Annotated in this window: 5 protein-coding genes and 1 pseudogene; 4 read left to right on the top strand and 2 right to left on the bottom strand. The window is 54.6% G+C overall.

Features of this window, described 5'->3' with window-relative positions:
• Nucleotides 1-378: 378 nt before the first annotated feature.
• Both AC2FH6_RS10590 and AC2FH6_RS10585 read right to left on the bottom strand, forming a co-directional pair.
• Nucleotides 379-1,428 carry an FAD binding domain-containing protein gene (locus tag AC2FH6_RS10590; protein ID WP_496702462.1) on the bottom strand — a complete coding sequence of 350 codons (1,050 nt, stop codon included), beginning with the start codon at nucleotides 1,426-1,428 and terminating at the stop codon, nucleotides 379-381.
• A gap of 75 nt (nucleotides 1,429-1,503) precedes the next feature.
• Nucleotides 1,504-1,602 (bottom strand): annotated as a pseudogene (locus tag AC2FH6_RS10585) (hypothetical protein); the annotation flags it as partial.
• Nucleotides 1,603-1,671: 69 nt separating this feature from the next.
• Here AC2FH6_RS10585 and AC2FH6_RS10580 point away from each other — a divergent pair.
• The 4 genes from AC2FH6_RS10580 to dctP all read left to right on the top strand — a co-directional run bounded on the left by AC2FH6_RS10580 (nucleotide 1,672) and on the right by dctP (nucleotide 6,867).
• Nucleotides 1,672-2,343: a TetR/AcrR family transcriptional regulator gene (locus AC2FH6_RS10580; protein WP_496702455.1), complete on the top strand. Its 672-nt coding sequence runs from the start codon at nucleotides 1,672-1,674 to the stop codon at nucleotides 2,341-2,343.
• 320 nt (nucleotides 2,344-2,663) lie between these two features.
• Nucleotides 2,664-4,394, top strand: coding sequence for a sensor histidine kinase (locus AC2FH6_RS10575; RefSeq protein WP_496702453.1), 1,731 nt, complete (start codon nucleotides 2,664-2,666; stop codon nucleotides 4,392-4,394).
• The gene (locus tag AC2FH6_RS10570; protein ID WP_496702451.1) at nucleotides 4,391-5,731 is read left to right on the top strand and encodes a sigma-54-dependent transcriptional regulator; all 1,341 of its coding nucleotides are present in this window, start codon (nucleotides 4,391-4,393) and stop codon (nucleotides 5,729-5,731) included. The genes AC2FH6_RS10575 and AC2FH6_RS10570 overlap by 4 nt, the downstream gene beginning before the upstream one ends.
• Before the next feature lie 125 nt (nucleotides 5,732-5,856).
• Nucleotides 5,857-6,867, top strand: coding sequence for a TRAP transporter substrate-binding protein DctP (gene dctP, locus AC2FH6_RS10565; protein ID WP_496691966.1), 1,011 nt, complete (start codon nucleotides 5,857-5,859; stop codon nucleotides 6,865-6,867).
• The last annotated feature ends 51 nt before the right edge of the window (nucleotides 6,868-6,918 follow it).

Genomic DNA, 6,918 nt, shown 5'->3' with positions numbered 1-6,918 from the left:
AGTACCCTGCAAATCAGGGCGTTTTGTGGTTTAGGTAACAATAAGCAGGGTCCAAAAGCCATGCCAAGAAATCGTTTGATTGTCGGCGGCAATGTAGTGGTTTTTTACGCCTGAAGCGAACGGCAGAAATGCGGGCTGCGACCGCAGTATCATTATCGTATGCTGTATGTCCGGAAAGGGCCGTGATCCGCGCGCATAGTCCTCGCCGCCAATATGCTGCGGCGACACCGGGGGCTGCAAGAAGCCTAGACTGTCCAGACATCATCGAAGAGAGGTCGCCCGCTTTGTGGATTATGGGCGATAGACGCTTAAGAAGATCCGCTGTATCAAGTTTCTAAGGCTGCTCAAAATTGGACCAGTCATGCCCGTCACTTCGGCTCACGCTTCCTCACCGTAGAGATAGAGCTTTTCACCTGACAGGATCGCAAAGTGCAGATCCTCAAAATCCTTTGGCGACATATCCCCCCAATTAGGCGTTTCAACGACCTGCATCTGGCCAATACGTTGGCCAATTTGACTGAGGGTTTTTGCTTGTCCGCATCGTTGGGCGTCGTAGCTTTTGAGCAGGTCAGGTAAATCTTTGGCTGCGCCCGCAAGCATTTCCAGCGCCAGCGCGTCTTCTAATGCCTTTGTAGCCCCGCTTGCGGTGTGCGGGCGGGTCATTGTTCCTGCATCGCCAATCAGCAGCGTTCTTTTGCTGACATAGGTATCGACGATGCTGTCATAGATCGGCTGTATCGACACGTCTTTGTGGCGGGTTTGGGCGAGGAGGCTGCGAATGGCGGGTGGAAAGTGATCGTTCAACAGCATCTGAAGCTCGGCGAACGCCGCCATCGTGACACTGCCTGGGGGAATAGATTCGACGCCGTTCAACGGTTGTGCTTCAGGACAGGATGCGTACACCGCCCAATTCACACGGCGTTGCCCGGTCGCGGCGCTGCCGTCAAAATTCGGGATCATGTAAAGGACTCCGTGTCCGCCCGAAAAAGGGACAGTCAACCAGGCCGTCTCTTTGTCGATCGCCTCAATCAAATGGGTGTCGGCACACTCTGCCTCAGGATAGTTCCCGCGCCACAGCACATAGCCTGCGTAGTCCGTTTCGATGTGGGGATGCATCTTTTGGCGCACCGCAGAGTTGTATCCATCCGCGCCTATGAGAAGATCAAAGTCACGCGTCTCACCGTCCTGGAGGGTCACTGTGACTCCATTTGCAGTCTCTGCGAAATCCAAGAGCATCTTGCCCTCGTGATAGATGTCATCGGAGACTGTTTCCCGCAGCGCACGCCACAGGTTCCCCCAGTTATTGGCGAAGGCGGGGGTCGCTTGGGTCCACAAGCGCTTTCCGTCACGACTTCCATCGGGAAACTGCCACCAACGCGATTTCATCTCGCAACTTGGGAAATTCTTAGGAAGATATCCCTTGTCCATAAGCGTGGCGCGTAGAGGGCTCGGAATGCCGATGCCGGACCCGCGGTCCATCAGCCCTTTTGAGGATCGTTCGAACACGTCCACATTGCAGCCAGCTCGGGTCAACGCTGTTGCTGCGGCGCAGCCTGCGATGCTGCCACCGATCACACCAACTTGCAAACCTTCCAGACTCATGCATTCCTCCCAAGTCGAATTCACATAACTTTATCTTGTATATTTAATTATACAATGTAAAATAAAGAAATGCACAAACCCACTATGCGATCGAAAAAACCAAACAAACGCCGTGACTTAACGGTGGGCAAAATTGTTGAAGCGTCCCTTGTCGTTTTGAAGTCAAGCGACCCATCTGCACTTACAATGCGGCGCGTGGCAGAAGAATGCGGTGTTTCAGCCATGGCGATCTATCATCATATCGACGACAAGAACCAACTCGCCACCCTCGCAGTTGATAGCCTCTTTCTTGCAGCCGCGCAGGGTCTGCGAATAGGGGAAGATTGGAGAGACCGCTTACTCGATTTTTTGGAGGAGGTTCGAAAGCGGCTATTGGAAACACCTGGTGCGGGCATGATCTTTGTCCGCCAGGCTATCATCGGCCCCGGAACCGCTACCACGACAGAGCTGATGTTTGAATGTCTCAGGGCGGGTGGGTTCAGCGGTAGGGCCATCGCCGAAGCGAGTGACGCAATTACCATGCTACTCATCGGATCGATCGCCAACGATCTCACCCGGCCACCGCAGATACGTGAGGAGTTGGGCAAGCAACTCGCGCCCGAGGATACCCCGATATTACAAAAGAACATGCAAACCTATGCAACCAGAGACGGCGGCGAACGGTTCATGCTTGCTATAGGCTGGATTCTTGATGGGGTCACTCAAGCGGATGCAACAGGATCCAGAACCAAAACCTTATAAGCCGATCTTGATCTTTGGTTTTTGGTCGGCAACTCCGTTCTTCACACCTTAGACCGACCTGTGCTCTCAGCGTGTCCCGTGAATGTCCGGAATGCGGGCTGCGACCGCAGCATGTCGGTTGGCTGCTGGATGTCGGCTCTGGGCCGAGTCTGCTTGCGCAATGCACATAGTTGTTTCGGCGGGTTCGTTCATTGCTTCGCGTTCTCAAATTACTCAGTCATTCTTGTTTGGCCTGAACATCCAAATATCGGATTAGAACTCTTGGGATGGACGGCTAATACCTACTGTGATCCTATGCTGTCGCAGTTCATGGGCATTCAATGCGATCAGCTTCGTATATTGTAGGTATTTTGGTAGCCATTGCCGCCAGCATTGGCCTTTATTTGGTTTCTTACCAGTACTTCGTTTCGGAGGAGCTTTCGAAAGCTCAGGGCCGGCTCTCTCTCTACCAAAGTTCGGTAAACAGCGAACTCGAACGATTTTCCCACCTCACATATGTGCTGTCACAGGATTCCTTTGTAATTGGAACAGCCGAAGGAGACGGCACCGGAGCTTTAAACCGACGCCTTGAGGATTTTGCGGAGCGGGCGGAGCTGGATGCTATCTACCTGATGGACGAAGACGGGATCACGATTTCCGCATCGAACTACCGCAACACAGAGAGCTTTGTTGGCCAGAACTACGCTTTCCGCCCGTATTTCCAAAGTGCCATTTCTGGCAAACAGGGCCGCTTCTATGCCATCGGGGCGACGACTGGTCTGCCAGGATACTTCATCGCCAACGCAGTGCTTGACGACCAGGGAGATTCAACTGGCGTCATAGCGATTAAGATCGATTTCTCTAATCTTCAGGATAGTTGGAAAAACTCGGGCGAACAGGTTCTTTTGGCCAATGAAGACGGTGTCGTTCTGCTTTCTTCGAACTCGGATTGGCAATATCGCGCGTTGACGCCATTGTCAGAACCACAGCGAGAGCGAATTCGAAACGCCCGGCAGTTTCCGGGGCAAGCCTTAGATGCGTTGGATTGGGTTGAGTTGCCGGGAGATCAGGCCAGAATTGCGGGGACGAAGCGCTTGCATCTTGCAGCAACGGATTTGCCTCATGGCTGGTCGCTTCACTATTTTGCAAGTGACGATCAGGCTGTAGCGCGCAGTTGGCTTGTAACTGCAGTTTTTGTCCTCTTGGCGGGGCTCACATTTATCTTCTTCCAGATACAACGTGCGAGACGTGTAAGCGCTGCCTTGGCGCGGTCCGAAGAGGAAGAAGCAATGCTGCGCGAAGCAAATGAAAGGCTTGCCATCGAAATCGACGACCGCAAAACCGCCGAGCGGAGCCTCAAACGCACCCAGGGCGAGTTGGAGCGCGCAAGCCGACTGGCCGCTCTTGGGCAACTATCCGCGTCGGTCACGCATGAGCTTGGCCAGCCCATCGCGGCGATGCGCAATCATCTGGTGGCTGCAGAGATTTCATCTTCCGGTGAAACCAAGCTGCCACAAAAAATCGGCAACCTGGTTGACAGAATGGAAGGGATCACACGCCAGTTACGGTTTTTTGCACGGTCGGAGAGTGAGGCGTTCGACGACGTAGACTTATGCACTTCGGTTAATGCCGCGTTGGCTCTGGTTGCCCCAAACATCGAACAGGGCAAGGTGAAAATCTCAATTGATGCGTCGACTGGTCCGGCGTTTATCCGGGGCAGTGCCCTGCGGATCGAACAGGTCATCACAAATCTTTTGCGCAATGCCATAGATGCTACGGATGAAGCGGATGCGCCTGAAATCCATATCGCTGTCATGGCTTCTGATGATGAGGTCGTGTTGGAAATTCAGGACAACGGTCACGGGTTGGGCGAGGCAACGCTGGCAGAGTTGCAAGAGCCATTTGTAACCACAAGAGAGAGCGGGAGAGGCATGGGCTTGGGACTGGCCATTTCCACCAGCATTGTCAAAGATCACGATGGCACAATGACGGCCCGAAATCGAAATGGCGGCGGAACAATTTTCCGTGTCACCTTCCCGATAGCCTCAAATACTGAAGAAACGGACGAATGACCCAGCAGCAACCCTTCAAAGTCTTGGTCGTTGACGATGACAAATCAATGCGACAGTCCCTTGTTGAGTTGCTCGAAGCCGCCGACTGGACTGTCAGCGCCTTGCCACGTGCGACTCAGGTGACGGAGCATCTGGCTAACGCCTCGCCCGATGTCATTCTGTCCGATGTGCGTATGCCCGGCATGTCGGGACTTGAATTGCTGGCCAGCCTGGACAGGCATGTGGCGCCTCCGGTCGTACTGATTTCGGCGCATGGTGACATCCCGATGGCCGTTCAGGCCATACAGGACGGGGCGTATGGGTTCATCGAAAAGCCATATGAACCACGGCGATTGCTTACGGTGCTGAGGCACGCGGCTGAACAAAACCGAATGCGAAAAAGCAATGCCCGCCTCAAAGACCGGCTGTTCAAACTGTCAGGCCTTGACCGCATCCTGCTGGGACAAACAGACGCCATTACAGACTTGCGACAAGATGTACTTGATCTTGCTGATACTTCGGTTGCGGTTTTGTTGCAGGGGGATACCGGCACCGGGAAAGAGCTGGTTGCCCATGCTTTACATGATTTGGGTCGCTCGCCGGAGGCACCGTTTCTGGCGTTGAATTGCGCCGCATTGTCTGCCGATACGTTTGAAGCGGAAATGTTCGGCGTCGCGGGTGAATCCGACGGAAGGCTTGTGGCGGCATCGGGTGGGACCTTGTTTCTGGATGAAATCTGCTCGTGCCCACCAGCGGCGCAGGCCAAGCTACTGAGGGTCATCGAAGATCAGCAGGTGCTGCCGGTGGGGGCTGTGTCGCCAGTGCCAGTAAGCTTCAGGGTCGTGTCAGCAACCAACGAGGACATTGTATTGGCAGCCGAGGAAGGCCGCCTGCGTAAGGACCTTTTGTTTCGACTGAATACTGTTGTCCTGTCTTTACCTCCGCTACGTCAAAGACGGGATGATCTGGTTCTGTTGGCAACGCATTTCTTGAACGAATACGCGCAGATTTATGAGATAGACGCACCAGAACTCGATCAGGACGATTTGGCTGCTCTGCTTGCACATGATTGGCCCGGCAATGTGCGTGAATTGCGCCATGTCTGCGAACGGCGCATTTTGGCGGCCCGGCGCGGAGGAGGGTCAGTGGCGCAGGCGATCCAAAGCGATCAGCATTTCGACGATGTGCCGGATACGCTACGCGAAGCGGTTGCTGCTTTTGAACGCGAGCTCATCGGCAAAGCCGTCAAGGCGCATAAAGGCCGCATGGATGCCGCCGCCGAAGCGCTTGGGATTGGCCGCCGGACGCTCAACGAAAAGATTGTTAAACTTGGTCTCGATAAAGAGGCGCTGTTGTAGGAGAAATCACTCTGCGGATATCCGCAGGGACTCCGAAACTTCACGCGCATTTTCCTTCATAGGCAGGCTGCCGTGCATCCTGAATACTCTGCCCAAACACATTGCGTGATCTGGGAGGAGCCATTATGCGCAAACATCTTAACCGGGCGGCCATTGCCGCCCTGTCGCTGACCGTTGCATCCGAGGCACTGGCTGTCGAATGGAACGTATCCCTGTGGGGCAAGCGTCGTGCTTTCACAGAGCATGTCGAAAAGCTGGCTGAACTGGTGAACGAAAAGACCAACGGGGAGTTTACCCTGAACATCAGTTATGGTGGCCTGTCGAAGAACAAAGAAAACCTCGATGGGATTTCGATTGGCGCGTTTGAAATGGCCCAGTTCTGCGCTGGCTATCACCGCGACAAGAACCCCTCGATCACTGTCTTGGAACTGCCGTTTCTGGGCGTGACATCCCTTGAACAGGAAATTGACCTGTCGATGGCCGTTTATCAACATCCAGCCGTTGTCGAGGATCTGGCCCGCTGGGACGCGACTCTGCTGATGCCGTCTCCGCTACCGCAGTACAACCTTGTCGGGGTAGGTGACGCGCCGAAATCTCTGACCGATTTTGAAGGTCTGAGTGTGCGCGCCACCGGCGGTATCGGTAAAGCGATGGAGACGGTCGGCGCAGTTCCGACTTCGATGTCCGCATCCGAAGTACGTCAGGCAATGGACAGCGGCATCGTCAAAGCCGTCAGCTTTGCACCACACGCCCATATGTCCTTTGGCACTATTGAGAACGGTACGTGGTGGACGACGAACCTGAACCCCGGAACAGTCAACTGCCCGGTCGTCGTGAATACTCTGGCACTGGAAGATCTGTCCGATGAACATCGTAAAGCTCTGCTGGGGTCGATAGACGAAGCGCTGGATCACTACGTTTCCCAATACCAGACCAAAACGATGGAAGCTTGGGGCCCCGAGCTGGATCAACGCGGCATCGAACGGGTCACATTCAGCGATGAAGAAATCGCGGCATTCAAAGAGGCCGCCGCCGCACCCGCAGCAGAAGCCTGGATTGCGGAAAACACCGAACGCGGTCTTCCGGCGCAAGAGCTCTATGACCTCGTGACCGGCAAGATCGCCAACGGTAGCTAATCCACTCACCACCCGACGTCGGCCAAGCTGGCGTCGGGTGCCTATTCCCCT

The sequence above is a fragment of the Ruegeria sp. CDSC045 genome (assembly GCF_059610725.1).
The sequence above is the reverse complement of the archived record's forward strand: the minus strand, read 5'-3'. Positions and strand labels throughout refer to the sequence as shown.

Bases quoted from the DNA above. Each gene is read 5' to 3' on its own strand.
- AC2FH6_RS10580 (WP_496702455.1), top strand. From the start codon at position 1,672: ATGCACAAACCCACTATGCGATCGAAAAAACCAAACAAACGCCGTGAC.
- dctP (WP_496691966.1), top strand. From the start codon at position 5,857: ATGCGCAAACATCTTAACCGGGCGGCCATTGCCGCCCTGTCGCTGACC.
- AC2FH6_RS10570 (WP_496702451.1), top strand. From the start codon at position 4,391: ATGACCCAGCAGCAACCCTTCAAAGTCTTGGTCGTTGACGATGACAAA.
- AC2FH6_RS10575 (WP_496702453.1), top strand. From the start codon at position 2,664: ATGCGATCAGCTTCGTATATTGTAGGTATTTTGGTAGCCATTGCCGCC.
- AC2FH6_RS10590 (WP_496702462.1), bottom strand. From the start codon at position 1,428: ATGGACAAGGGATATCTTCCTAAGAATTTCCCAAGTTGCGAGATGAAA.